The organism is Pantoea sp. SM3640, assembly GCF_015654165.1.
Classification (GTDB): Bacteria; Pseudomonadota; Gammaproteobacteria; order Enterobacterales; family Enterobacteriaceae; genus Pantoea; species Pantoea vagans.
On the sequence record NZ_CP064872.1, the window covers coordinates 3121760 to 3147336 of the forward strand.

Sequence of the window (25577 nt, forward strand, 5' to 3'; positions counted from 1 at the left end):
CGCACCTGTTTTGTCCATCTTCATGACGAATTACTCCCGTTCATCTCGCTGATTTGATGACAATAATTCCTGTTCACACTGGATGCGCAGGAGAAAACCATGAAAGGTGCAGCCCTCTCGTTTCGGGAAAAACTGGGTTATGGCATGGGCGATGCCGGATGCAACATGATTGGCGGTGCCATCATGCTGTTCCTGAACTACTTCTATACCGATGTTTTCGGGCTGGCTCCGGCGCTGGTCGGAACCCTGCTGCTTTCGGTCCGGGTGCTGGATGCGATCACCGACCCGATTATGGGTGCCATAGCCGATCGCACCCAGAGTCGCTGGGGCCGTTTTCGTCCCTGGCTGCTGTGGGTTTCCGTGCCCTATGTGGTCTTCAGCGTTCTCATGTTCACCACGCCAGACTGGACTTATCACAATAAGGTGATCTGGGCCTTCGTCACCTACTTCCTGATGTCGCTGACCTACACCGCGATTAACATTCCTTACTGTTCGCTGGGCGGCGTGATTACCAACGATCCCGGTGAGCGTGTCTCCTGTCAGTCATACCGTTTTGTCATGGTCGGCATCGCCACGCTGATACTGTCGCTGTCGCTGCTGCCGATGGCGGAGTGGTTTGGCGGTGAAGACAAAGCACGTGGCTACCAGATGGCGATGGCGGTACTGGCCACCATTGGTCTGGCGATGTTTCTGTTCTGCTTTGCCACGGTACGGGAACGTATTCGCCCGGCCGTGCCGAGCAATGATGACCTGAAGAAAGATCTGCGTGACGTCTGGAAGAATGACCAGTGGGTGCGCATTCTGCTGCTGACCTTCTGCAACGTCTGTCCTGGCTTTATCCGCATGGCGGCCACCATGTATTACGTGACCTGGGTCATGGGCCAGTCAACGCACTTTGCCACGCTGTTTATCAGCCTGGGGGTGATTGGCATGATGTTCGGCAGCACGCTGGCAAAACTGCTCACCGATCGCTGGTGCAAACTCAAAGTCTTCTTCTGGACCAATATCGTACTGGCTCTCTTCTCCAGCGCCTTCTACTGGATCGATCCCCACGCTACCGTGATGGTTGTGGTCGCCTATTTTGTGCTGAATATTCTGCATCAGATCCCCTCTCCGCTGCACTGGTCACTGATGGCCGATGTGGATGACTATGGCGAATGGAAAACCGGCAAACGCATTACCGGTATCAGCTTTTCCGGCAACCTGTTCTTCCTTAAGGTGGGGCTGGCGGTCGCCGGTGCGATGGTCGGCTTTCTGCTGTCGATCTACGGCTACAATGCAGGCGCTAAACAGCAGTCACCGGAAGCGATTAACGGCATCATGCTGCTGTTCACCGTTATTCCGGGCGTCGGCTATCTGATTACTGCAGGTGTGGTGCGGCTGATGAAAGTTGACCGCAAAATGATGATTACCATCCAGCAGGATCTCGCGCTGCGCCGCGAAAACTTCCATGAGTTACACACTGTTCGCCTGCGTAACGGTGTTGTCACGCCAACCGGAGATGTTAAATGACCGCAATCCTGCCGAATCCTTTTATTGAGCAGCGCGCCGATCCCTTTATCCTGCGCCATGAACAGCACTACTATTTTGTGGCCTCGGTACCGGAGTATGACCGGCTGGAGATCCGGCGCGCTACCACGCTGGCTGGCCTGCGCAGCGCCGAACCGGTTGTGGTCTGGCGCAAGCCCGCGAGTGGTTCCTGCAGCGAATTAATCTGGGCACCTGAGCTGCACTACATTGACGGTCAATGGGTCATCTATTTCGCGGCAGCCCCGACGCGGGAGATCAAAGAAGGACTGTTTCAGCACCGGATGTATGCGCTGGTGTGTGAGGCGGCAGATCCGTTGCAGGGCGAATGGCAGCCCTGCCGCCGCGTCTTCAGTCAGTTCGACAGCTTCTCACTGGATGCTACCCACTTCGTGCATCAGGGCAAAAACTGGTATCTCTGGGCGCAGAAAGATCCCCTGATTCCCGGCAACTCTAACCTCTACCTGGCTGAGCTGCTGAATCCCTGGACGCTGAAAGGCACGCCGGTGATGCTAAGCCGGCCGGAATATGAGTGGGAGTGTGCAGGGTTCAGCGTTAATGAAGGTCCGGCGGTCATCCGTCACGGCGATCGGCTGTTTGTGACCTACTCCGCCAGCGCCACCGATGAGAATTACTGTCTGGGGCTCCTGTCGATTGCCGCAGATGCCAACCCGCTTGATGCCGCAGCCTGGCAGAAATCAGCGCGACCAGTGTTTGTGTCCAGCTGGGACAACCACCAGTACGGGCCGGGTCACAATAGCTTTACTCAGGATGAGGCAGGACGCGACGTGCTGGTTTACCACGCGCGTAATTACACTGAAATTGAGGGCGATCCGCTCTGGGATCCGAACCGCCATACCCGACTGAAATATTTCAGCTGGCGGGAAGATGGCACGCCCGATTTCGGCGTGCCACCTGCTGATTACACCAGCGTGCCGTAAATCGTCAGCAACGCGACGGCAACAACCAGCACCAGCGAAGTCCGTTTTGCTAACGCCACGGCCACCCGTGGCGTTTCAACTTTATCGGTGTGCGGATCGCGCGACAGTGAGAACTGCGCCAGCGTCGTCAGCACGTGATACTGAGAACGGTGACGATCGGTCAGCGAGGCAAACCAGGCGGGCAGCGCTTTTTCGCCGTGGCCCAGCAGCGCGTAAGCGACACCCGCCAGCCGCACTGGGATCCAGTCGAGCAGATGCAGAATCGCATCCACGCCCGATTGTGCACGCGCCATCGGTGTACCGTGCTTTGCCAGCCAGCCCTGCAAGGCACGCAGAAACGCGTAACCCACCAGCAGCACAGGTCCCCACGGCCCACCCACCACCAGCCAGAACATCGGGGCGAGATAGAAACGGAAGTTTATCCAGATCAGCGCATTCTGCAGCTCGCGCAGGAACTCACGTTCGCTGCACTCCACCGGCACACCATGGATTAGCGTCAGCTCAGCCGCCATCGCCTGATGTGCCGCGTCGTCGTCATGGCTGGCCGCTTTCAGGTAGCTATGGTAGTGCTGACGTACTGAGCCGGCACCGATGCAGAGCAGTCCGGCAACGATCCAGAACAGCAGTTGCAGTACGCCAAACAGCAATCCTTTCAGACTCCAGACCACCAGCGCGGTCAGCGCCATCGCCAGTACGGTCATCAGCAGGGTTCGCATCATGGAGTAATGGCGGCGATGGCGAAAAATCGGCTCCAGCCGGTGTTCGAGCTGCCAGTGCTCGCCCAGTTTGAACAGGCGCTCCCAGCCTAAAACCAACAACAAGGTAAACAACGTCATACTGACTCCGCAAAAATCACGATTTTTGCTGCGTTAACAGCTGTTTGTAGTAGTCCCAGTCAAAAGCAGGTCCGGGATCGGTTTTGCGTACCGGCGCGATGTCGCTGTGCCCCGTGATACGTGAAGGCGTTACCGGATAGTGTTGCAGCAGTAACTGCGTGACCTGCTGCAAGGCCCGATACTGCGCCTCGCTATACGGCTCGCTGTCAGTTCCTTCCAGCTCAATACCGATGGAGAAGTCGTTGCAGTTTTCACGTCCTTCAAACTGCGAAATGCCTGCATGCCAGGCGCGTTTGTCAAAGGGGACATACTGCACAATCTCCCCGTCACGACGAATCAGGCAGTGTGCTGCCACTTTCAGGGCGGCAATATCCGCAAAATAGGGATGAGCATCCGGCGGTAATGTGCCGGTAAACAGTCTGTCGATCCAGGGTCCGCCAAATTCACCGGGTGGCAGGCTGATATTGTGGATCACCAGCAGTGAAGGCGCCTCATTGTCAGGGCGTTCATTACAATGCGTTGACGGCACGTGACGCACACCGGTCAGCCAGCCCTGTTTGATTTTCATACCGCTTTTCCTTATATCGCCAGGCTGAGAATAGCATGAATAATAAAGGATTCTTGCCTCTTAGTGTGTCGGTCCGGTGACATTAAATTGCCCTTTGTTAAGGATACTAAACAAAATGTTATTCGTTGCTGGAACCTGATGCCGGTTCAGGCTATTGTGACCGCCTCTGTCCTTTCTGTTTCTGGAGTAAAATGCCTATGTCATCCCGTGGTTATGATCCCGACAGCCGCCGTCAGGCCCTGATTAAACGCATTGAAAGTGACATCCCGGATGCCGTTGCGCTGGCGTTAAAAGAGGATCTCGGTGGTGAAATCGACGCTGATCGCGACATTACCGCGCAGCTGTTACCTGCTGAAACGCAGGCCCATGCGCAGGTCATCACCCGTGAAGCCGGTGTTTTCTGTGGTAAACGCTGGGTTGAAGAGGTGTTCATTCAGCTTGGCTCGCATGTGACTCTGAACTGGCATGTTGAAGATGGTGATCGAATCGAAGCAGATCAGTTGCTGTTTGAAATTGAGGGGCCTGCCCGCCTGCTGCTGACCGCCGAGCGCACGGCGCTTAATTTTGTACAGACGCTCTCGGGCGTTGCCACTGAAGTCAGCCGCTATGTTGCGCTGCTGGCGGGAAGCCAGACGCAACTGCTGGATACGCGCAAAACTCTGCCAGGACTGCGGACTGCGCTGAAATATGCCGTGCTGTGCGGCGGAGGCAGCAATCATCGCCTCGGCCTCTCTGACGCCTATCTGATCAAAGAAAACCATATTATTGCCAGCGGATCGATTGCTCAGGCAGTCGAACGCGCGCAGTGGCTGCAGCCCGATGTGCCGGTTGAGGTAGAGGTGGAATCCTTAGAAGAGTTACGTCAGGCGCTGGAAGCGGAAGCCGACATTGTGATGCTGGACAACTTCAGTCTGGAAGCGATGCGTGAAGCCGTCGAACTCAACCAGGGGCGGACGCTGCTGGAGGTCTCCGGCAACGTGACCGAAACCACCCTGCCACAGATCGTCCTGACCGGTGTGGACTATGTCTCGGTTGGCGCGCTGACCAAGCATGTGCGGGCGCTGGATCTCTCAATGCGTTTTAAACAAAAATAGCCTGTCCCGCCGTAACCTGACACGGCGATTTTGCGACCCCGCTTCCGGCGCAGTTTCGACTGCGCTGCAATTCTGAAATCTCTTCACATTGCGCTTTCCAGTTCGCCGATCTCTGACTGTCTTTCACTGCCCCCGATTTTTACCCTGTCGCCTTCTTAACTCAGGAGACGATGTGATGAATTATCAACGTGGATTTACGCTGGTTGAACTGATGATTGTGGTGGGTATTGTGGCGATCTTAAGTGCCATTGGCCTGCCCGCTTATCAAAACTATCTGCAGCGTGCGGCCCTCACCGACATGCTGCAAACGATGGTGCCCTATAAAACCGCGGTAGAGCTTTGCGCCATGGAGCGCGGTGGCCCAACACAATGTCAGGCCGGAGAAGCAGGCATTCCGGCAGCCAGAGGATCGCGCTATGTCTCAACACTGAGCGTGACCAACGGGGTAATTACGCTGACTGGCCAGGAGAGTCTGAATGGTCTGAGCGTTGAAATGCTGCCGATCTGGGACAGCACAGAGGGCGGCATCAGCTGGCAACGCAGCTGCACCAGCAGTAACACCAGCCTGCAGGACAACTGCCGGGAACAATTCCGCTTTGCGGATAAAGGAGCCAGCGATGAGCAAGCCTGATGAGACGATTGCGGCATTATGCCAGCGCTATCGTGCTCTGGTTTTGCATCATGATGCCAGTCTGCTGCGCGTTGCCGTCGCGGAGAGCGTGCCGCCCGGACTGGCTGAAGCGCTCAACTTTGCCAGCCAGTGTCAGATTGAGATCGAATGCTGGCCACAGGCCCGGCTTGACCAGCTCCAGCACGCTGATAAACCGCTGGTAGCGCGCGAAGAGACACCTACCGAGTCAGCAATTGAAGCGACACAGCTTATCCTGCGTCAGGCACTGGAGCGACGAGCCTCCGATGTGCATATCGAACCCTGCCGCGAGGGTCTGCGTGTGCGACTGCGCATTGATGGCGTACTGCATCCGCTCTCTTCACTGCCTTCCACTCAGCCTGCGGCGTTGCTGGCACGACTGAAGATCCTTGGCGGGCTGGATATCGCCGAACGCCGCTTACCGCAGGATGGTCAGTTCAGCATGGAGATTGCCGGTAAACCCGCCTCTTTCCGCCTGGCGACCTTGCCCATCTATGGCGGCGAGAAAGCAGTGGTCCGGCTGTTGCAGAGTGAAAGCGCGGCGCTGTCTCTGGATAAGCTCGGCTTACCCGCTGCCCAGTTGCGTCTGTTCTGTGCCGCACTGGCCCAGCCACAGGGACTGATCCTGGTCACCGGCCCCACCGGCAGTGGCAAGACGTTTACGCTTTATAGCGGACTCAGTGCCCTGAATAAACCGGAAAAAAATCTGTGCAGCGTTGAAGATCCTATTGAGATCCCACTGCCCGGCATTAACCAGACGCAGATTCACACCAAAAACGGTCTCGATTTTAACCGTGTGCTGCGGGCGCTGCTGAGGCAGGATCCGGATGTGATCATGGTGGGCGAGATCCGCGATGCCGAAACAGCGGAGATTGCGGTGAAAGCGGCGCAGACCGGGCATCTGGTGCTATCGACGCTGCACACCAACTCCACCGCCGAAACGCTAACCCGGCTGCGGCAGATGGGGATTCCCGGTTATCTGCTGGGGTCAGCGCTGAAACTGATCGTTGCACAGCGTCTGGTCCGACGCCTCTGCCCCCATTGCCGTCAGCCCGCTGAGGCGGTGGCGCACTATCCTGCGGAACTCTGGCCCGGCACTCTGCAGACCTGGCGGGCCCCCGGCTGTGACCACTGCTTCTCCGGCTATTTTGGCCGGCTGGCGCTGTTTGAGCTGCTGCCGATCAATGCCAGGCTGCAGAATGCGATTGCAGCCGAGATGCCGCTGGAGAATCTGCTCAGTCTAGCCAAACAGCAGGGATTGCGCACTTTACTGGTTTCCGGCCTGGAAGCGGTAAGCCGGGGTGATACCTCGCTGGAAGAGATGCAACGGGTGATTGGGCTGGACGATGGCTAACGCAGCTTTATTCAGCTGGCAGGCAGTCGATAGCCAGGGGCAGTTACTCAGTGGTCAGCTACTGGCTGTCGACACTGACAACCTGCTGCAGATGCTGGCACAGCGCGATCTTCTGCCGGTGAGCTGGAAGCGGGAAAAAATCTGGCGTCAGAGGGAGTGGACGTGGCAGCACAAAACCGATCTGATTCTTCAGCTGGCTACCCTGCTCAAAGCGGGCCTGCCACTGGCTGAGAGTCTGGCTTTGCTGGCTGAGGGGCATCCGCATGCAGGCTGGCGGGCTCTGATGCTCGCCCTGCATCATCGGGTACTCAGCGGTGCCCCTTTTTCACAGGCTTTGCGTGAATGGCCGCAGATTTTTCCGCCGCTCTACCCGGCTCTGATGGAAGTGGGCGAACTGACGGGGCAGCTGGATGTCTGCTGCAGTGAGCTGGCTCAGCAGCAGATCCGCCAGCATCAGTTATGGCATCAGGTGGCAAAGGCGTTACGCTATCCGCTGTTCATTCTGCTGGTGGCGATAGCGGTCACCTGCGGCATGCTGCTGTTCGTGCTGCCAGAATTCGTTGCGGTGTATGACTCCTTTGACGCGCCCCTGCCCGCGTTTACAGCCGCGGTTATGCAGTTATCTGCCGCGCTTCAGGAATGGGGCGGTGTGCTGGCCTTTGGTATTTCGCTGATGCTGGCTGGATGGCATCAGCTGCGACGACGCTCTCCAGGCTGGCAACGTCGTGAACAGACGCTTTTCCTGCGCATCCCGCTGCTTTCCGGGTTGTGGCGTGGCACGCAGCTGACGCAGATCTATACCATCCTGAATCTCACGCAGCGCGCCGGGTTAACCCTGTTACAGGGGCTGGCCGCCGTGGAAGTCACGCTCTCTTCATTACTCTGGCGGGAAGCGATGGCCGGACTGCAGCAGCATATTGCGCAGGGGAGTCCTCTGCATCAGGCGCTGATGCAGCATCCGCTATTCACGCCCTTATGTGGTCAGTTGATTCGGGTGGGTGAAGAGGCGGGCGCACTGGATTTGATGCTGGCCCGCCTGGCGGAATGGCACGAGGCAGAAACGCGAGAGCGCGCTGACACACTGGCGGCGTCACTGGAACCAATTATGATGGTGGTGATTGGCGGGATTGTCGGCACGCTGGTGATTGCGATGTATCTGCCGGTGTTCGGGCTGGGTGATGCGATGCATTAAGGGGGCGCAAAGTGCGCCCCGAAAGACTATCGATTGAAAACGCGGTTTTCCTGCTCGTTAACCCGGATAAAGGTCGTACGCTTGGTCAGCTCTTTAAGGCGCTCAGCCCCGACGTACGTACAGGCGGAACGCAGTCCACCCAGGATATCACGCGCGGTGTCAGCCACCGGACCGCGCAATGGCAGCTTCACGGTTTTACCTTCTGCGGCACGGTATTGCGCGACACCGCCGACATGACGCTTCATTGCCGATTCGGAACTCATGCCGTAAAAGAGCATGAAGCTTTCACCATTCTCTTCGACGACCTGCCCTTCACACTCATCATGTGCCGCCAGCATACCGCCCAGCATCACAAAATCAGCGCCGCCGCCAAAGGCTTTGGCGATATCACCCGGCACGGAACAGCCGCCATCACTGACAATCTGTCCGCTTAAGCCATGCGCCGCATCGGCACACTCAATGACTGCAGAAAGCTGCGGATAGCCTACACCGGTTTTCACACGGGTTGTGCAGACCGATCCTGGACCAATACCGACTTTAACAATATCCGCGCCAGAGAGGATGAGCTCCTCCACCATTTCGCCCGTGACCACGTTACCGGCACAGATGGTTTTAGCCGGGAACATTTCACGCGCGCACTGCAGGAAATCGACAAAATGCTGTGAGTAGCCGTTAGCCACGTCAATGCAGATAAACTGCAGATCGTCAGACAGCGTCATAATCGCGACCAGTTTAGTGAGGTCGGCTTCTGAGGTGCCGGTTGAAACCATCACATGGTTCAGGACTGTCGCAGGCACGCGCTGAATAAACGCCCGCCAGTCGTCTGCGCTGTAATGCTTGTGGACGGCAGTGAGGATATTGAAGCTGGCCAGCGCCTCGGCCATCGAAAATGTGCCAACGGTATCCATGTTGGCGGCGATGATCGGTACGCCGCTCCAGCTCAGGCCTGAATGTCTGAAGGTAAAGCTGCGCTCAAGCTCAACCTGTGAGCGACTTTGCAGCGTTGAACGTTTGGGGCGGATCAAGACATCTTTAAAGCCCAGTTTCAAATCTTCTTCAATACGCATAAACAGTGTCCTGGTAAGTGGCAATGAATCGTCGTTCACGAAGTAAGCACAGCTCCAGTGACGTTATGATACGCGCCTCTGACTGCGCGACAAGACTGCGAATTTCACTTTATTTACGCTACAATCCGTTAAATTTAGTTGTGCTTTATCGGTGTGATCTGTCGCGCATTTTTGCCTTTCTTAGCCAGATCATTACCCTGTACCTATGTCGGATTATGAAGTCAGGTGAGAAACATGCCCTATATCGTCGCGCTTACAGGGGGAATCGGCAGTGGAAAGAGTACGATTGCCCAGGCATTCGCCGCGTCTGGCGTGGACATTATTGATGCTGACCTGATCGCCCGCGAAGTTGTTGAACCTGGCACGCCCGCTTTGCAGGCCATTCAGGCACGCTATGGCGCGTCAATCGTGACGGAACAGGGAATGCTTGATCGTAAACAGCTTCGCGACATTATTTTTCAGCAGCCTGAAGAGAAAAGCTGGTTAAACGCCCTGCTGCATCCGCAGATTAACGCCCGGACACGAGAACTGATCGCCCAGGCCACCTCACCTTATGTGCTCTGGGTGGTGCCATTACTGGTGGAAAATCAGTTACAGCACCAGGCTGATCGGGTACTGGTGGTAGACATTGATGAGGCAACGCAGTTAAAGCGCACCCAGCAGCGTGACCATCTTTCCGTCGAACAGGCGAAACGTATTATTGCCGCACAGGCCACGCGCCAGCAGCGCCTCGCCTGTGCCGATGACATTATTGATAACAGTGGTGAGCCCGACGACGCCTTGCCACAGGTTGCCGAACTCCATCAGCGCTATCTCAGGCTGGCGGCAACGAAACAGGATTAATACCATGAGCACACCCGTTCTGTTTGAACACCCACTGAATGAAAAAATGCGAACCTGGTTACGGGTTGAGTTTTTGATTAATCAGTTAGATGAAACGACCCCACTGGATAAAACCGTTAATGCGCTGACCTTTTTTCGCCTGACTGGCGAGTTGCTCGATATTTTTGAGCGCGGCGATATGCGGACAGAATTGTTGAAAGAGCTTGAGCGTCAACAGCAAAAATTACGGGCGTGGGCTGACGTGCCTGGCGTCGATATGACGCTGGTGGATGCTCTGCGCGATAAACTCAAAATTCAGTCAACGCAGTTGATGAATGCACCGCGTATGGGCCAGCAACTGCGCGAGGATCGTCTGATTGCCCTGGTGCGTCAGCGACTGAGCATCCCAGGCGGATGCTGCAGCTTTGATTTGCCGGGCCTGCACATCTGGCTCCATCTGCCGCAGGAAACGCGCGATGCGCAGGTCGAGGCCTGGATGCAGACGCTGGAGCCGCTGCATCGTGCGCTGGCGATGGTATTGGATCTAATCCGCCAGTCCGGCGCGTTCCATATGCAGACCAGTCTTAATGGTTTTTATCAGGATAATGCCGAGGGTGCCGATCTGCTGCGACTACAGTTGTCGCTGGACGATGCGCTCTATCCCCAGGTGTCCGGACATAAAAGCCGCTACGCCATTCGTTTTATGCCACTTGATAGTGAGCGCGGTGAAGTTCCGGCCCGCCTTAACTTCCAGCTGGCCTGTTGTTAGAGGTAAATATGCAGCAAGAAGTGATGACCGTTTCCTGTCCGCAGTGCGGCAAAGATGTGATCTGGGATGAGCTCAGCCCGTGGCGCCCTTTTTGCAGTAAGCGCTGCCAGCTCATCGATTTAGGAGAATGGGCCGCAGAAGAAAAACGCATTCCCAGCAGCAACGACATGAACGACAGTGACAACTGGAGCGAAGAAGAAGATCGCTGATGAGATGGGGCGCACTGCCCCATCCAGTCAGAGTTCGCCCGCGACCAGACGCGCAATCAGCTGGTGATTCGCGGGTGGAAACTCCTCCGCCACCAGCGCATGCTGATCAACCCAACGCTGTGGCTGACCCTCTTTGCCCCACGGCTCGCCTTTCCACCCTTCAACCAGAAAGAAATGCAGCGTTACGCGCAGATCGTCATAGCTGTGGTCTGCATGACCAATCGGGCGCGCCTCAGTGACGTCAATCCCGGTCTCTTCGTGTAGCTCCCTGACCAGCCCCTGTTCGGCACTTTCGCCCGCTTCAATCTTACCGCCAGGAAACTCCCACTTGTTCGCCATGTAAGAGCTTGCCGCGCGCTGGGCAAGGAAAATCTGTTTATTGGCATTGCGAATGATGCCAACTGCAACCTGCAGGTGCTTCATGGAAACTATCCGGTCGTCATAAGTGAATGAAGGCTGATTCTAGAGCATGCCGGAGCGGAAGTTAACCGCTTTAGCTCCGAGCTGGCGCACTCGCTGCGCTGGCACAGACCATAAAAAAAGGAGCCAGCGGCTCCTTTTTTATCAGCATTCAGTTTCAGGCAATACGGCCATGACACTGCTTGTACTTTTTACCGGAACCGCATGGGCAAGGATCGTTGCGGCCGACTTTGCGTTCGCCGCTCTGCTCCGCCACAGGCTCGGCTGCCAGCAGATCTTCTTCTACATGGCTTAGCTGCTGTTGCTGCGCCAGACGTTCAGCTTCTTCACGACGCTGTTGCTCCATCGCTTCAACTTCTTCTGGCATGCGCACCTGCACTTTGCTCAGCGTACTGATCACTTCATACTTCAGTGATTCAAGCATTGCGGCAAACATAGCGAAGGACTCACGCTTGTACTCCTGCTTCGGATCTTTCTGCGCATAGCCGCGCAGATGGATACCCTGACGCAGATAGTCCATTGCAGCCAGATGCTCTTTCCACAATGAATCCAGCGTCTGCAACATCACGCCTTTTTCGAAGTTGCGCATCATCTCTGCACCAACGATCTGCTCTTTCTCTGCGTAGCTTTCCGTGGCGTGGGTCATGATGCGCTCACGCAGCACTTCTTCGTGCAGATCAGGCTCTTTATCCAGCCATTCTGCAATCGGCAGATTCAGATCGAAGTCAGCACGCAGACGCTCTTCCAGACCCGGCACGTCCCACATCTCTTCCAGCGACTGCGGCGGAATATAGGTGTCGATGGTGGCTTTATAGACATCGTGGCGAATGCTGTTGATGGTTTCGCTAACGTCCGAGACATCCAGCAGCTCATTACGCTGACTGTAAATCGCGCGACGCTGGTCATTTGCCACATCATCATATTCCAGCAGCTGCTTACGAATATCGAAGTTGCGGCTTTCAACTTTACGCTGTGCGTTGGCAATCGCTTTGGTAACCCACGGATGCTCAATCGCTTCGCCTGGCTTCATGCCCAGTTTACGCATCATGTTGGAGACGCGGTCTGAGGCGAAAATACGCATCAGCGCATCTTCCATCGACAGGTAGAAGCGTGAAGAACCGGCGTCACCCTGACGGCCGGCACGACCACGCAGCTGGTTATCGATACGACGCGATTCGTGACGTTCGGTACCGACAATGTGCAGACCACCTGACGCCAGAACCGCATCATGACGAATCTGCCATGCCGCTTTAATCTCCTGGATTTGCGCTTCAGTTGGCTCTTCCAGTTCTTCCACTTCAGCGTGCCAGCTACCGCCCAGCATAATATCCGTACCACGTCCGGCCATGTTGGTGGCGATAGTGACCGCACCCGGCTGACCAGCCTGCGCCACGATGTCCGCTTCGCGGGCGTGGAATTTGGCGTTCAGGACGTTATGTTTGATACCGGCACGGGTCAGTTCGTTAGAAACCACTTCTGATTTTTCAATCGAGATGGTTCCCACCAGCACCGGCTGACCGTTGGCTGTGCGCTCACGGATATCTTCGATAATGGCATCGATCTTCTCTTTCTCGGTCATGTAGACCAGGTCGGCCAGATCTTTACGCACCATCGGACGGTTGGTCGGCACCACAATGGTGTCGAGCTTGTAAATAGAGCTGAATTCGAACGCTTCGGTATCAGCAGTACCGGTCATACCGGCCAGCTTCTCGTAAATACGGAAGTAGTTCTGGAAGGTGATAGAGGCCAGCGTCTGGTTCTCGTTCTGAATCTCAACGCCTTCTTTCGCTTCAATCGCCTGATGCAGACCATCGGACCAGCGACGGCCCTGCATGGTACGGCCGGTGTGTTCATCAACAATCACCACTTCGCCATCTTTCACGATGTAATCAACATCGCGGGTAAAGAGTGCGTGCGCACGCAGCGCCGCAGTGACATGGTGCATCAGCATGATATTGGTCGGTGAGTAGAGAGACTCGCCCGCTTCCATAATGCCCTGGCTGACCAGCAGCTCTTCCACTTTCACCAGACCACGCTCAGACATGTGAGCCTGACGCGCTTTCTCATCGACCCAGAAGTCACCTTCACCCTGATGGGTCTCGGTATCTTCTTTATCCTGGCGAACCAGATGAGGGATGATCTTGTTCACTTTGGTGTAAAGCTCAGAACTGTCTTCTGCCGGACCAGAGATAATCAGCGGCGTACGCGCTTCATCGATCAGGATGGAGTCGACCTCATCCACCAGCGCATAGTGCAGTTTACGCTGTACGCGCTCTTCCGGGCTGAAAGCCATGTTGTCGCGCAGATAGTCAAAGCCATATTCATTGTTGGTGCCGTAGGTAATATCAGCAGCATAGGCTTCACGCTTCGCCACCGCCGGCAGGCCTGACATGTTGATACCGATGCTTAAACCCAGGAACTCGAACAGTGGACGGTTATTTTCCGCATCACGCTGTGCCAGATAGTCGTTGACGGTCACCACGTGAACGCCTTTGCCGGACAGCGCATTCAGATAGGCTGGCAGCGTTGCGGTCAGGGTTTTACCTTCACCGGTACGCATTTCAGCGATGCAGCGGTCGTTCAGCACCATGCCGCCGATCAGCTGCACGTCGAAGTGACGCATGCCGAACACACGTTTACTCGCTTCACGCACGGTCGCGAACGCTTCCGGGATAAGGCTTTCCAGCGATTCACCTTTTTTCAGGCGCTCGCGGAACTCGTCGGTTTTTGCTTTCAGTTCATCGTCAGAGAGCTTCTCAAAATCGGGCTCCATCTTATTGATGACGTCCACCACTTTGCGCATACGGCGCAGCGTACGATCGTTACTGCTACCAAAAACCTTGGTCAATATTTTGCTTAACATAGTAAATATATTCTCAATTCAGCCGGCGCATTCCGGACTGCAAAATCTAAACAGCGTGAATAAAACCAAAAATATTAGCAGAACAATCGGGCGGGTCCGGCGCGAATGCCATGCACGCTGGCATGCCATTCTACCCATGAGCGGGTAGTGGCCGTGAAAAGAGGCGGTACAGATATCTGCTGCGGTGCAGTGTGCAGCGCAGAATGCGATGTCAGTAAATTATGCAGTGAGTCGATCAGCGCCAGCTTTTGTGCCGCCAGCGGTAACTGCTGTTGCTCCGCCTGCACCTGAGGTGCCAGCGTGAAAGAGAGGTGACGAATAACGGTGCGGATGGCGTGCTGATGCCAGTAATCCACGCTGAAGCTTGGACGTCGGGATGCTTCCTGAAGCCGGATTAAATGATCGAAGCGTGTGGCATTGCCAAGAAAGAGACTGCTGGCCGGCGATTCAGACGAGGCGTTGAGTTCGGAGCTTTGCGCACAGGCTGGCAGGCCAAAGCTGGCCGCTACCATCCCTAACAGGAGATGGGGCCAGAAGTAGCGTCTACCTAATTGTCGCCAGCGCAGAAGAATCCCGATCACAACCTTTCCATCGCGCATGCTCTGTTGCGCTCTTGATTTCGTGTACCCGCCGCGAGCCGCAACGGATTTCGGCCTGTAAAAGCGCCACAGATAGTAACATTAATGTGGGGCATCCACACCTGGGATTAAAGAGGCGGCGTGAGAAAACGCGTGTGATTGTTCAGCAATTCAGCAGAACAGACAACGCTTTGCGAGCAAGGTCGCAGTCATCAGGTGTGTTACGGAAGGCAATAAAAAAACGGCTGGTGCCGCTGACCGGAGAGGGTGTCAGCATAACCAGCCGTTTCACGTTCTGGGGTAGTTAAGCCAGAACCAGATTCGGTGCTTTGAATGCCACTGGCAGTTCAGCTTCGTCTTCGAAGGTAGCCCATTCCCAGGCTTCCTGCTTCGCCAGAACCGCCTGCAACAGCTTGTTGTTCAGCGCGTGGCCCGATTTGAACGCAGTGAATGCGCCAATAATGTTATGACCACACATAAACAAGTCGCCAATCGCGTCCAGCATTTTGTGACGGACAAACTCGTCTTCAAAACGCAGACCTTCTTCATTCAGTACGCGGAAATCATCCAGACCTATCGCACAATCTAAGCTACCGCCCAGGCACAGGCCTTTAGACTGCAGATATTCGATTTCACGCATAAAGCCAAATGTACGCGCCCGGCTGATTTGACGAACAAAGGCGTCAGCAGAGAAGTTCATCGCATAGCGCTGTGAGCTGGAATCGATAGCCGGGTGTTTGAAGTCAATGGTGAAATCGAGCGAGAAACCGTTGTACGGTTTGATCTCTGCCCATTTGTCACCCTCTTCCACACGCACGGTCTGCTTAACACGCACAAATTTCTTCGCGCTGTTGAGCTGCTCGATACCCGCATCCATCAGCAGATAGATAAACGGTGCTGCGCTGCCGTCCATGATCGGGATTTCTGGCGCATCGACTTCAACAATAATGTTATCGATACCCAGACCCGCCAGGGCGGCATTAAGGTGTTCAACCGTTGAAATACGCACGCCTTCATCATTCACCAGGCAGGTACTCAGCATGGTGTCGCGCACGTATTTTGCATCAGCCGGAAAATCTACCGGTGGATTCAAGTCGGTGCGACGATAGATGACCCCGGTGTTAGCCGACGCAGGGCGTAATGTCAGTGTGACTTTTTTGCCGGTATGTAAACCGACGCCAGTCGCCTGAACAATACGTTTTAATGTCCTTTGTTTGATCATCGCATTATCTCGCAGTATCACCTTTCCGACCGCCAGTATACTTTACCAGCGGACAGACACTTTAGCACAAAGAGCGGAGAATCCCAATTATAGGGTTAATCCTAGTCGGCCTGCTTACGTAAAAAGGCCGGAATATCAAGATAGTCTGGCTCTTTATTCGACTGCGCAGCCTGGTCGTTAACGACTTTGGCAGCAGGCTTCTGCTCCTGCGGCAGCGGTGACATACCGTGCTGCTGATAGCGATGATCCATCACTGGCTGGCTGGCTGGCTTATTGGTGACCAGCGTAATTTCCGGACGCTTGTCCATGCCAATACCGGTTGCCACGACAGTGACGCGCAGTTCGTCGTTCATTTCCGGATCCAGCGACGTACCGATTACCACGGTCGCGTTGTCAGAGGCGAAGGCACGGATAGTGTTACCCACGGTTTCGAACTCATCCAGACGCAGGTCGAAGCCCGCAGTAATGTTGACCAGCACGCCACGGGCGCCAGACAGATCGATATCTTCCAGTAGCGGGCTGGAGATTGCCATTTCAGCCGCTTCTTCCGCACGATCTTCACCGCACGCCACGCCTGAACCCATCATTGCATAGCCCATTTCGGACATCACGGTACGCACGTCAGCAAAGTCGACGTTCATCAGGCCCGGACGAGTGATCAGTTCGGCGATACCCTGGACTGCGCCTTTCAGCACGTCATTGGCCGCACCAAACGCATCCAGCAGGGAAATGCCACGACCCAGCACTTTCAGCAGCTTGTCGTTTGGAATGGTAATCAGTGAATCGACATGCTTGGAGAGTTCAGCGATCCCCTGCTCGGCAAACGCCATGCGTTTTTTGCCTTCGAAGTTGAATGGCTTGGTGACAACCGCCACCGTCAGGATACCGAGATCCTTGGCCACTTCAGCAACCACAGGTGCTGCACCGGTACCGGTACCGCCGCCCATGCCTGCTGCGATGAAGACCATGTCTGCCCCTTCCAGCGCAGCCCGCAGTGCTTCGCGATCTTCTTCTGCAGAGTTACGGCCCACTTCCGGGTTCGCACCCGCACCCAGACCTTTGGTAATGTTATTACCGATCTGGATGGTCTGGCCGACCGCTGTTTTACGCAGCGCTTGCGCGTCGGTATTCACAGCAAAGAATTCCACACCTTCGATACGTTCGCGTACCATGTGCTCTACGGCGTTACCGCCGCCGCCACCGACGCCGATGACTTTAATCACCGCGTCGTTGGTTAATTCCATAGGTTCAAACATGATTTCTCTCCGTTATGTGCCTGTCGCCTGGAGATCATTAAAGAAAACAGCATGATCCCCTTTCACAAAAATTAAAACTCTTTTTTTAACCAACTGTTAATACGCTTGAACCAGTTACCTACTGAAACCCGTTTTTCGGTCTCTGCATCACCGTTCATGTGCGACTCTTTGCCGTAATGCAACAGTCCCACGGCGGTGGAGTAGTACGATTCCTGCGCATAGTCAGTCAGGCCGGTAATATTCAGCGGCTGTCCGATACGCACCTGCGTATGGAATACGCGTTGCGCACAGGCCGCCAGTCCTTCGATTTGCGCTGCACCACCGGTCAGGACAATGCCTGCGGCCAGATGATGCTTCACGCCCTGCTGACGCAGTTGTTCCTGTAACTGCAGAATCTCGTCATTGACCAGATTCAAAAGTTCGGTATAACGCGGCTCAATCACTTCCGCCAGCGTCTGACGTTGCAGGCTGCGCGGTGGACGTCCTCCTACGCTCGGCACTTCAACGTTCTCATCTTTGCCGACAATCGAGCCCAGCGCACAGCCATGGCGCACTTTAATCGCTTCAGCATCCGTTGGTGGTGTACCAAACGCATAGGCGATATCGCTGGTGACGACGTTGCCTGCATACGGAATCACCTTAGTGTGCCGTAAAGCGCCGCCGGTATATACGGCTATGTCCATTGTACCGCCACCAATATCGACAACACAGACGCCCAGCTCACGTTCGTCTTCAGTCAGAACCGCAAAACTGGAGGCGAGGCCGGCAAAAATCAGCTGATCCACTTTCAGTCCGCAACGCTCAACGGCTTTAACGATGTTCTTCGCCATATCGTTGTGGCAGGTGATCAGGTGTACTTTTGCCTGCATGCGCACGCCGGACAGCCCGACCGGATTCTTAATCCCTTCCTGATAATCGATTGCGTATTCCTGAGGAATTACATGCAGGATGCGGTGCTCGTCACGTACTCTCACCGATTTGGCGGTATGTACAACGTTCTCTACATCATCCTGAGTCACTTCCTCTTCCGAAATCGGAACCATCCCGATTTCGTTCTGACAACTGATATGTTTGCCCGATAAAGCAAGGTAGACGGAGGAGATCTGACAATCTGCCATCAGCTCAGCCTGATCGATGGCGCGCTGAACGCATTTCACCACCGACTCAAGGTCGTTTACGCCACCTTTATCCATACCGCGGGAAGGGCAGCTGCCCACCCCAATAATGTTGACCATACCATCGGGCAGAACTTCCCCAACCAGGGCGGCAACCTTTGCAGTGCCGATTTCGAGTCCAACTACCAGTTTTCTGTCCGTTGCCTTGATCATTGTTGTTTAGCCTGTGCCTGGTTCTGTTGCTGATTACTGTCCTGTGGCTCCATCACGACCGGTGTCCAGCCAACAGAAGCGCCAGAGTCGTATCGCAAATCCACGTAGCTGATACGTTTGCTCTCGTTCTGACCTTGCTGTTGCAGCACCGGGTAGAGCTCAATAAAGCGATTCAGTCGTTTCATGGTGTCGCTGCGGCCCAGTTCGATACGTACATCATCGCTGGTGACCAGCTGCCATGAACGACGGGCCGTCATCGACGCCACCTTCAGGGTAAACTTCCGGGCTTTCAGCACATCATCCATGCTGTGATAGCCCGCCAGGACCTCTTTCTCACTCCCTTCTGGCCCATACAACATCGGCATTGTTTCTTTGCCGGCATGACTGGCGGGTACGCTGAAGGAGACACCTTCAGCATCCACCATATGCAAATCGTTCCAGCGCGCCACCGGCGTATACTCCACCAGATGGATTTTCAGTTCGTCCGGCCACTGCTTACGTACGCTGACCTGCTTAATCCACGGCAGCCGCTCAATCTGCTGCTGCAGGATATCCACATCCTGAGACATAAACGTGCCAGGCGGACCCAGCGACAGAATCGCCTGGCGGATATCGTCGTGGGTGGTGTAGTGCGTCTGTCCTGTCACCACCAGTTTTGACAGCGGCAGCCGGGACGCATCGTTCATCCACTTCAGCACTACCAGCCCGCCGGCAACCATAATCCCGATAACCATCAGCAGAAAAACAATGCCGAACAGTCGGGCTCCGTTACTGCGCCCGGTGCGAATACGCTCCTGCGGTTCACGGTTTCGAACTCTCATCGCCGCCTGTGACATATCAGTCGGCCAGCTCCAGAATATGGGCAACCAGCTGCGGGAAACTCATGCCCGCCTGTTTCGCAGCCATAGGAACCAGACTGTGGCTGGTCATGCCCGGAGAGGTATTGGCTTCCAGCAACTGAAAGCGCCCTTCCCCATCCGTCATCACATCAACCCGTCCCCAGCCACGACAGCCCAGTGCACGCCAGGCCGCCAGCACCAGCTGCTGTAATTCAGCTTCACGTTCAGCGCTTAAATCGGTCGGACAGACGTACTGAGTATCGTCAGAAATGTATTTAGCTTCATAGTCATAGAACTCACTGGCGATCTTTATTTCAATTGAGGGCAGAATACGATCGCCCACAATCGCGACGGTATACTCCGCGCCGCTGAGAAACGCTTCGACCAGTACGTCATTGTCGTGCTTAAACGCCATGTCCAGTGCGGCAGGCAGCGCGCTCAGATCGTTAACCCGGCTGATACCCACGCTCGAGCCTTCACAGGCTGGCTTTACAAACAGTGGCAGACCCAGCGCCGCAATTGCTGCGTTGCTCTCTGCATCCAGCCCGGCATCAAACTGCTGACGCGTCAGCCAGACAAACTTTCCTGACGGTAATCCGCGACCCTGCCACAGCAGTTTGGTGCGCAGCTTATCCATGGTCACAGCCGATGCCATTACGCCGCTGCCGGTGTAAGGCAGTTGCAGAAACTCCAGCACTGCCTGCATCGTGCCATCTTCTCCGCCCCGGCCATGCAGCGCGATAAAGGCTTTGGTAAAGCCCTGCTCTTTCAGTGTCAGCACCGACACATCACGGGTATCGACGCCATGCGCATTGATGCCCATTTCCCGCAGTCCGGCGACGACGGCCTGACCCGAGTTCAGCGAAACCTCACGCTCTGCTGAGGTGCCGCCCATTAATACGGCAACTTTATCCGCCATGACGATCCTCCGCTTTGCGTTCCGGCTGGAGCTTAGTCTCCGCCAGCTTGCGGGCAACCTTGCCGACGTTACCGGCACCCTGCACCAGAATCAGGTCATTGCCTGACAGCAGTGGTGCCAGCATTTCCGGCAGCGCGTCATGTTCCGGCACCAGAATCGGATCAACCTTGCCCCGGTTACGAATGGCACGGCACAGCGAACGGCTGTCGGCACCCGGAATCGCGGTTTCACCGGCGGAGTACACATCCAGCATCAGCAACACATCGACATGCGACAGCACGTTGGCGAAATCATCAAACAGATCGCGGGTACGGCTGTAACGGTGCGGCTGAAACACCATCACCAGTTTTTTATCCGGCCAGCCTGCGCGCGCGGCTTTAATCGTCGCGTCCACTTCGGTTGGGTGATGACCGTAATCATCCACCAGCATGGCGGTGCCCGGCTGACCGTTCACCGGCTCTGTCGGGAATTCACCCAGCAGATCAAAGCGACGGCCCGTGCCCTGGAAACTCTCCAGCGCAGCCAGGATGGCATTGTCTTCAATGCCCTCTTCACTGGCGACGGCAACCGCGGCTGCCGCGTTCAGGGCGTTATGGCGACCCGGCGCATTCAGCGTAATCTGCAGCGGCGCTTTGTCCTGACGGATCAGGGTAAAATGCCCCTGCGCGCCACTCTGCTCGTAGTTTTCAATGCGCAGATCCGCATCGTCACTGAAACCGTAGGTGGTGATATGACGGCCCACCCGTGGGATCAGGTCACGGATAACCACATCATCCACACACATTACCGCACGACCGTAAAACGGCAGGTTGTGCAGGAAGTTAATAAACGTCTGCTTCAGGTTCTCAAAATCGCCCTGATAGGTGTCCATATGGTCAGCTTCGATGTTGGTCACAATGGCCACCATCGGCTGCAGATGCAGGAACGACGCATCGCTCTCATCCGCTTCGGCAATCAGATAGCGGCTGTGACCCAGACGCGCATGGGTACCTGCTGCTTTGACCAAGCCGCCGTTAACGAAAGTCGGATCAAGACCGGCTTCCGCATAGATACTCGACACCATCGCCGTGGTGGTCGTTTTGCCATGCGTACCCGCAACGGCGATGCCGTGACGGAAACGCATTAGTTCAGCCAGCATCTCCGCGCGACGGATCACCGGGATACGCTGTTCACGAGCTGCTACCAGTTCCGGGTTATCCTGCGATACGGCGCTGGAGACCACCACGACGCTGGCATCGGTCACGTTTTCGGGGCGATGGTTAAAATAAATGGTGGCGCCCAGGGCGATCAGGTTCTGCGTCACCGGGTTAGGGGCCAGATCTGAACCGCTGATATGGTAGCCTTCATTTGCTAACACTTCGGCAATACCGCCCATGCCAGCACCACCGATGCCGACAAAGTGGATGTGCCGGACGCGACGCATCTCGGGCACGATAGAACGCAGTTTTGCCAATTGTTGTGTATTCATCGCTCTCAGTTACCTGCTATTTCAGTTTGTACCCACTTCGGGTACAGGTCAGACACGCTGACCGGAATGATTACTTTGCGGCGCGAGCCACTTCCTGAGCGACCCGTCCAGTCGCATCGGGGATCGCCACCTGACGGGCCTGCTCGGCCATCGTCAGCAGTGTTGCGCGGTCCCAGTGGCGTAGCAAATCCGCTACAGCCTCCGCAGTAAATTGCGGCTGCTCAAAAATTCTGGCGGCGCCCGCTTTCTCCAGCGGCAGCGCGTTCCAGTACTGCTGGCGATCTTTGTGCTGAAACGGCACGAAAATCGCCGGTAAACCAGCGGCAGCGACTTCGCTCACGGTTAATGCGCCGGAGCGACATACCACCACATCAGCCCAGGCGTAGGCGGCAGCCATGTCATCAATAAACTCAGTGACCTTATGCTGCGTCTGTCCCACCTGCTGATAGGCTTTCTCTGTTTCGGGCTGTGCCCCTTTACCGGTCTGATGCCACAGGGTGATCTCATCACCCACCAGCGCCGCAACCTGCGGCAGCGTCTGGTTCAGAATCCGCGCCCCCTGACTGCCCCCAATCACCAGCACCCGAATCGGGCCATGACGATCCGCCAGACGTTGCGCGGGTAAAGGCAGAGCCAGAACATCGGTACGAACCGGATTCCCCACCACATCGGCGGCGGGAAACGCGCCCGGAAACGCCTGCAGTACTTTGGTAGCGATTTTCGCCAGCCATTTGTTAGTCAGCCCGGCGATCCCGTTCTGCTCATGCAGCACCACCGGAATTCCGCAGCTCCAGGCCGCTAAGCCGCCTGGTCCTGAAACGTAGCCGCCCATGCCTAGCACAACATCCGGCTGCCAGTCTTTCATAATGCGACGCGCCTGGCGCCAGGCATTGAAGATACGCAGCGGTGCCAGCAGCAGTGCTTTCATGCCCTTCCCGCGCAATCCGCTGATACGGATGAAGTCGATGTCGATGCCGTGTTTTGGCACCAGATCGGCTTCCATACGGTCGGCTGTGCCTAACCAGCGAACCTGCCAGCCCTGTTCCATCAGATGATGGGCGACAGCCAGACCGGGAAAGACATGTCCGCCGGTTCCGCCTGCCATCACCATCAATCGCTTACCGCTCATCGACCACCTCGGGTAAACGCCTGCGCTTTCGCCAGGCGCGTTTCATAATCTATGCGTAATAAAAAGACGATGGCGGTCGACATAATGATCAGACTCGACCCACCGTAACTGATCAGCGGTAAGGTCAGGCCTTTGGTCGGTAACATACCGGCGGCAGCCCCGACGTTAACCAGCGCCTGGAAGCTGAACCAGACACCGATTGAACAGGCTAAAAAGCCGGAAAAACGCTGATCCAGTTCCAGAGCACGACGGCCAATCGACATCGCACGAAAAGCGACGAAGAATACCATTAAAAGTGCCAGTACCACACCGACATAGCCGAGTTCTTCCCCGATGATGGCGAAAATAAAGTCGGTATGCGCTTCCGGCAGATATTCCAGCTTTTGCACCGAGTTACCGAGTCCCTGCCCCCAGAATTCTCCGCGACCAAATGCCATCAGAGACTGCGTCAGCTGGTAGCCACTACCAAACGGATCTTCCCACGGGTTCCAGAACGAGGTCACACGGCGCATACGATAAGGTTCTGCAATGATCAGCAGGATCACCGCAAAAATGCCGGAGCCGATGATGGCCATGAACTGCCACAGCTTGGCACCGGCCAGGAACAGCATCGCCAGCGTGGTGACAAACAGCACCACCACCGTACCGAGGTCCGGCTGCGCCAGCAGTAACACCGCCAGCACGACCATCACCCCCATCGGCTTACAGAAGCCCCAGAAGTTGTTACGCACCTCTTCCACTTTGCGCACCAGGTAGCTGGCCAGATAGCAGAACAGGGAGAGCTTCGACAGCTCCGCAGGCTGGATACGCAGCGGACCCAGCGCAATCCAGCGCGAGGCACCGTTAACTGAGCTGCCGACGACCAGAACAATCAGCAGCATTGCCACCGTGACCATCAGCATCACGTTGCTGTAGCGCTGCCAGAAATCCATCGGCACCCGCAACGTGACCAGCGCCATACCCAAAGCCAGCACGATGTAGAACGCATCACGTTTGGCGAAGTAAAAGAGATCGTCATTCAGACGCTGACCTACCGGCATAGACGCCGACGTCACCATCACAAAACCAATTACCGCCAGGCCCAGCGTCAGCCATAACAGTGTGCGGTCATAGAGCACCAGCGATGAATCATCACTTTCGCGTGCGCCCATCACCCAGTCTTTCAGGCGTCCTGAGAAGTAACCCGCCAGTCCGGCACCAGGAATACGCATCAGCTCAGCTCCTTCGCCAGTTGCGCGAACTGCTCACCGCGCTGCTCAAAGTTACGGAACTGGTCAAGGCTGGCGCAGGCTGGCGACAGCAGAACCATATCGCCTGCTTTAACCTGTGGCGCGATCTGCTCCATTGCCTGTCGCATCGTTTCCGTGCGCACAGCGATGGCAGGACGCAGCGCCGCCAGCGCATCGCCGTCACGGCCAAAGCAGTAAAGGCGCACGTTGTCGCCCTGAAGCCACGGGATCAGCGGTGTAAAATCGGCTGACTTACCATCACCGCCCATCAGCAGCCACAGCGTTCCCTGAACCTGCAGGCCATTCAGCGCCGCTTCGGTGCTGCCGACGTTGGTCGCTTTGGAGTCATTAATCCAGCGCACGCCCTGGTGTTCATGGACCAGCTGGAAGCGATGCGCCAGACCGTTAAATTGCGTTAAGGCCGCGAGGCTGGAGGCGCGTGGCAGACCGACCGCATCGGCCAGCGCCAGCGCAGCCAGCGCGTTGGTGTAGTTATGCTGTCCCACCATCTTCATTTCAGCGGTGTTCAGGACTTTCTCACCTTTCACCCGCAGCCAGATACTGCCCTGCTGCTTGTTAAGGTGGTAGTCACCGAAATCGACACCAAAGCTGACACAGCGCTTATCCGCACCACGTACCGGCATCGTCAGCGCATCATCAGCGTTAACGATGCAGATCTGCGCATTCTCATAGACCCGCAGCTTGGCAGCACGATACTGCTGCATACCCAGCGGATAGCGGTCCATATGATCTTCGGTGACGTTAAGCACGGTTGCCGCAGCCGCTTTCAGACTGTGGGTGGTCTCAAGCTGGAAACTGGAGAGTTCCAGTACATAAAGTTGGGCCGGTGATTGCAGCAGACTCAGCGCGGGCAGACCAATATTGCCACCGACGCCCACCTGCCAGCCTGCGGCTTTCGCCATCTCACCTACCAGCGTGGTCACGGTGCTTTTGCCGTTAGAACCGGTAATTGCCACGATGGGAGCCTGCGCCTCGCGGCAGAACAGCTCAATGTCACCGACGATTTCAATTCCGGCTTCTACCGCTTCGCTGAGAATCGGATGCGCCAGCGCGACGCCAGGGCTGGCAACAATCAGATCGGCCGCCAGTAGCCAGTCACCGTTAATGCCGCCCAGATGGCGTTCAACCTGCCCGGGCAATTTATCCAGCCCCGGCGGCGAGACACGGGTGTCCATCACGCGAGGCGTGACGCCCTGCGCTAAAAAGAAATCAACACAGGAGAGCCCGGTAAGGCCCAGTCCGATGATGACGACTTTTCTACCCCGATAGTCAGCCAT

The 25577-nt window shown here is 56.0% G+C and carries 24 protein-coding genes; 9 read left to right on the forward strand and 15 right to left on the reverse strand.

The window, feature by feature from the left end:
* Positions 1-99: 99 nt before the first annotated feature.
* Together IV493_RS14620 and IV493_RS14625 are read left to right on the forward strand one after the other, a co-directional pair.
* Positions 100-1512 carry a glycoside-pentoside-hexuronide (GPH):cation symporter gene (locus IV493_RS14620; RefSeq protein WP_195857346.1) on the forward strand — a complete coding sequence of 471 codons (1413 nt, stop codon included), beginning with the start codon at positions 100-102 and terminating at the stop codon, positions 1510-1512.
* On the forward strand, positions 1509-2468 hold the full coding sequence (locus tag IV493_RS14625) for a family 43 glycosylhydrolase (RefSeq protein WP_033781875.1): 960 nt from the start codon (positions 1509-1511) through the stop codon (positions 2466-2468). Before IV493_RS14620 ends, IV493_RS14625 begins: the two co-directional genes overlap by 4 nt.
* On the opposite strand, the gene ampE is transcribed toward IV493_RS14625, so the two are convergent.
* Together ampE and ampD are read right to left on the reverse strand one after the other, a co-directional pair.
* A complete protein-coding gene (gene ampE, locus IV493_RS14630; protein WP_195857347.1) occupies positions 2450-3304 on the reverse strand; it encodes a beta-lactamase regulator AmpE in 855 nt (284 codons plus the stop codon). The two genes, IV493_RS14625 and ampE, sit on opposite strands and share 19 nt — an antisense overlap.
* A 16-nt stretch (positions 3305-3320) precedes the next feature.
* Entirely contained in the window at positions 3321-3872 is a 552-nt protein-coding gene (gene ampD, locus IV493_RS14635) for a 1,6-anhydro-N-acetylmuramyl-L-alanine amidase AmpD (protein ID WP_013356783.1), read from the reverse strand.
* 197 nt (positions 3873-4069) lie between these two features.
* Here ampD and nadC point away from each other — a divergent pair, with 197 nt between their 5' ends.
* The 4 genes from nadC (at position 4070) to hofC (ending at position 8161) form a co-directional block, all read left to right on the forward strand.
* Positions 4070-4966: a carboxylating nicotinate-nucleotide diphosphorylase gene (gene nadC / locus IV493_RS14640; protein ID WP_110331366.1), complete on the forward strand. Its 897-nt coding sequence runs from the start codon at positions 4070-4072 to the stop codon at positions 4964-4966.
* A 175-nt stretch (positions 4967-5141) separates the two neighbouring features.
* On the forward strand, positions 5142-5597 hold the full coding sequence (gene ppdD / locus IV493_RS14645; protein WP_013356781.1) for a prepilin peptidase-dependent pilin: 456 nt from the start codon (positions 5142-5144) through the stop codon (positions 5595-5597).
* Positions 5584-6969, forward strand: a complete 1386-nt coding sequence (gene gspE, locus IV493_RS14650; protein WP_013356780.1) for a type II secretion system protein GspE — start codon at positions 5584-5586, stop codon at positions 6967-6969. Before ppdD ends, gspE begins: the two co-directional genes overlap by 14 nt.
* On the forward strand, positions 6962-8161 hold the full coding sequence (gene hofC / locus IV493_RS14655; RefSeq protein WP_013356779.1) for a protein transport protein HofC: 1200 nt from the start codon (positions 6962-6964) through the stop codon (positions 8159-8161). The genes gspE and hofC overlap by 8 nt, the downstream gene beginning before the upstream one ends.
* Positions 8162-8187: 26 nt before the next feature.
* On the opposite strand, the gene IV493_RS14660 is transcribed toward hofC, so the two are convergent.
* The gene (locus IV493_RS14660) at positions 8188-9228 is read right to left on the reverse strand and encodes a GMP reductase (RefSeq protein WP_195857348.1); all 1041 of its coding nucleotides are present in this window, start codon (positions 9226-9228) and stop codon (positions 8188-8190) included.
* Positions 9229-9462: 234 nt separating this feature from the next.
* Between IV493_RS14660 and coaE the strand changes: the two genes are divergently transcribed.
* The 3 genes from coaE to yacG are packed head-to-tail and all read left to right on the forward strand — an operon-like array spanning position 9463 to position 11028.
* Positions 9463-10071 (forward strand): dephospho-CoA kinase, encoded by a 609-nt coding sequence (coaE, locus tag IV493_RS14665; RefSeq protein ID WP_013356777.1) that lies wholly within the window; start codon positions 9463-9465, stop codon positions 10069-10071.
* Positions 10072-10075: 4 nt separating this feature from the next.
* A complete protein-coding gene (gene zapD, locus IV493_RS14670) occupies positions 10076-10819 on the forward strand; it encodes a cell division protein ZapD (protein ID WP_195857349.1) in 744 nt (247 codons plus the stop codon).
* Positions 10820-10827: 8 nt separating this feature from the next.
* Positions 10828-11028, forward strand: coding sequence for a DNA gyrase inhibitor YacG (yacG, locus tag IV493_RS14675; RefSeq protein ID WP_013356775.1), 201 nt, complete (start codon positions 10828-10830; stop codon positions 11026-11028).
* Positions 11029-11055: 27 nt separating this feature from the next.
* Here yacG and mutT read toward each other — a convergent pair whose 3' ends face one another.
* The 12 genes from mutT to murD form a co-directional block, all read right to left on the reverse strand.
* Positions 11056-11451 carry an 8-oxo-dGTP diphosphatase MutT gene (gene mutT / locus IV493_RS14680; RefSeq protein ID WP_110331361.1) on the reverse strand — a complete coding sequence of 132 codons (396 nt, stop codon included), beginning with the start codon at positions 11449-11451 and terminating at the stop codon, positions 11056-11058.
* A 154-nt stretch (positions 11452-11605) separates the two neighbouring features.
* Complete coding sequence (secA, locus tag IV493_RS14685) at positions 11606-14311, reverse strand: preprotein translocase subunit SecA (protein WP_033731564.1); 2706 nt, start codon at positions 14309-14311, stop codon at positions 11606-11608.
* Positions 14312-14385: 74 nt separating this feature from the next.
* A complete protein-coding gene (gene secM / locus IV493_RS14690) occupies positions 14386-14892 on the reverse strand; it encodes a secA translation cis-regulator SecM (protein WP_323859492.1) in 507 nt (168 codons plus the stop codon).
* A gap of 301 nt (positions 14893-15193) precedes the next feature.
* Positions 15194-16111: a UDP-3-O-acyl-N-acetylglucosamine deacetylase gene (gene lpxC, locus IV493_RS14695; protein WP_013356769.1), complete on the reverse strand. Its 918-nt coding sequence runs from the start codon at positions 16109-16111 to the stop codon at positions 15194-15196.
* 101 nt (positions 16112-16212) lie between these two features.
* A complete protein-coding gene (gene ftsZ, locus IV493_RS14700) occupies positions 16213-17367 on the reverse strand; it encodes a cell division protein FtsZ (protein WP_003854738.1) in 1155 nt (384 codons plus the stop codon).
* A 71-nt stretch (positions 17368-17438) separates the two neighbouring features.
* Positions 17439-18695: a cell division protein FtsA gene (ftsA, locus tag IV493_RS14705; protein WP_010253890.1), complete on the reverse strand. Its 1257-nt coding sequence runs from the start codon at positions 18693-18695 to the stop codon at positions 17439-17441.
* On the reverse strand, positions 18692-19531 hold the full coding sequence (gene ftsQ / locus IV493_RS14710; RefSeq protein WP_013356768.1) for a cell division protein FtsQ: 840 nt from the start codon (positions 19529-19531) through the stop codon (positions 18692-18694). Before ftsQ ends, ftsA begins: the two co-directional genes overlap by 4 nt.
* A 1-nt stretch (position 19532) precedes the next feature.
* The gene (locus IV493_RS14715) at positions 19533-20453 is read right to left on the reverse strand and encodes a D-alanine--D-alanine ligase (protein ID WP_195857350.1); all 921 of its coding nucleotides are present in this window, start codon (positions 20451-20453) and stop codon (positions 19533-19535) included.
* Complete coding sequence (murC, locus tag IV493_RS14720; protein WP_013356766.1) at positions 20443-21921, reverse strand: UDP-N-acetylmuramate--L-alanine ligase; 1479 nt, start codon at positions 21919-21921, stop codon at positions 20443-20445. The genes IV493_RS14715 and murC overlap by 11 nt, the downstream gene beginning before the upstream one ends.
* Before the next feature lie 70 nt (positions 21922-21991).
* Positions 21992-23050, reverse strand: a complete 1059-nt coding sequence (murG, locus tag IV493_RS14725) for an undecaprenyldiphospho-muramoylpentapeptide beta-N-acetylglucosaminyltransferase (RefSeq protein WP_013356765.1) — start codon at positions 23048-23050, stop codon at positions 21992-21994.
* Complete coding sequence (ftsW, locus tag IV493_RS14730) at positions 23047-24261, reverse strand: cell division protein FtsW (protein WP_003854750.1); 1215 nt, start codon at positions 24259-24261, stop codon at positions 23047-23049. The genes murG and ftsW overlap by 4 nt, the downstream gene beginning before the upstream one ends.
* A complete protein-coding gene (murD, locus tag IV493_RS14735) occupies positions 24261-25577 on the reverse strand; it encodes a UDP-N-acetylmuramoyl-L-alanine--D-glutamate ligase (RefSeq protein ID WP_147789393.1) in 1317 nt (438 codons plus the stop codon). The genes ftsW and murD overlap by 1 nt, the downstream gene beginning before the upstream one ends.